Annotated in this window: 1 protein-coding gene; it reads right to left on the bottom strand. The window is 74.5% G+C overall.

Annotated features, from left to right (window positions below; genetic code table 11):
- The coding region (locus tag DW299_RS07965) for an ATP-binding cassette domain-containing protein (protein ID WP_136036274.1) at positions 1 to 1,270 on the bottom strand (1,270 nt) is incomplete at its 3' end.
- Positions 1,271 to 1,323: the final 53 nt, after the last annotated feature.

Here is a 1,323-nt window from a genome sequence, read left to right as displayed (position 1 = left end):
GGGCGACGTCGGCGGGCAGCGCCACCCGGTCGAGCAGTGCGAGTGCGCGCTCCCGCCGTTCGGCCCTGCCTCCGACGCGGAAGTTCTGCAGGGGCTCCGCGACGATGTCGACGACGTGCTGCCGCGGATCGAGCGACGCGAACGGGTTCTGGTACACGAGCTGGATGCGCCGGCGCAGCGCGCGTAGCGGCGCCCCCGTCGCGGCCGTCACGTCGGCCCCGGCGACCTCGATCGATCCGGCCTCAGGGCGGTGGAACCGGGTGACGAGTCGTGCCGTGGTGGTCTTGCCCGAGCCCGACTCCCCCACGAGCGCGTGCGTGGTGCCGCGGCGCACGCGGAACGACACGTCGTCCACCGCGCGGAACCGCTCGCGACCCGCCACGCGGAACTCCTTCACGAGCCCCTCGGCGACGATCGCGTAGGGGTTCTCGGCGGCGACCGCGGCCGCATCCCGCAGGAACGGCGGTGCGTCCGGCCGGCGGAACCCGGTCGCGAAGGCGGGCGCGTCGGCGAGCAGCTGCCGCGTGTACGGCTCCCGCGGCGCCGCGAGCACCGCGTCGCTCGCCCCCTGCTCGACGATGCGGCCGTCCTTGAGCACCACGAGCCGCGCGGCACGGTCGGCCGCGACCCCCAGGTCGTGCGTCACCAGCAGGATGCTCGTCCCCTCCTCACGCTGGAGCTCGTCGAGAAGGTCGAGCACCGTGCGCTGCACCGTGGCGTCGAGCGCGCTGGTGGGCTCGTCCGCGATCAGCAGTCGCGGGCGCAGCGCCACCGCGGTCGCGATCAGCACGCGCTGCCGCATGCCGCCGGACAGCTCGTGCGGATACTGCCGTGCGCGCAGCCCCGGGTCGTCGATGCCCACGCGGTCGAGCAGCTCGATCGCCCTGGCCCGACGCGACCTCCGGTCCCGGTGCCCGTGCAGGCGCAGGATCTCCTCCACCTGCACCCCGACCGGGCGCACGGGGTCGAGCGAGGTGGCGGGGTCCTGCGGCACGAGCCCGATCTCGGGGCCGCGGATGCTGCGCAGGGCGCGGTCGCTCCAGCCGGAGATGTCGAGCTCGCCGAGGAGCACACGCCCCGCGTCGACGCGACCCCCCTCCGGCAGCAGCCCCAGCAGCGCGTGCGCCGTGGTGGACTTGCCCGACCCGGACTCGCCGACGAGCGCGAGCGTCTCACCCTCGGCGATGTCGAACGAGATGCCGTGCACGACCTCCCGGTCGCCGTACGACACCGTGAGGTCGGTGGCGGTGAGGACGGGGCTCGCACTCATCGCACTCTCCTTCCGAGGCGGCGGCTGATCGTGGTCGTGGACGCAGAGATCGC

The sequence above is a fragment of the Microbacterium sp. K35 genome (genome assembly GCF_004794375.1).
Taxonomy (GTDB): Bacteria; Actinomycetota; Actinomycetes; order Actinomycetales; family Microbacteriaceae; genus Microbacterium; species Microbacterium sufflavum.
This window is presented reverse-complemented; position numbering and strand designations above follow the sequence as displayed.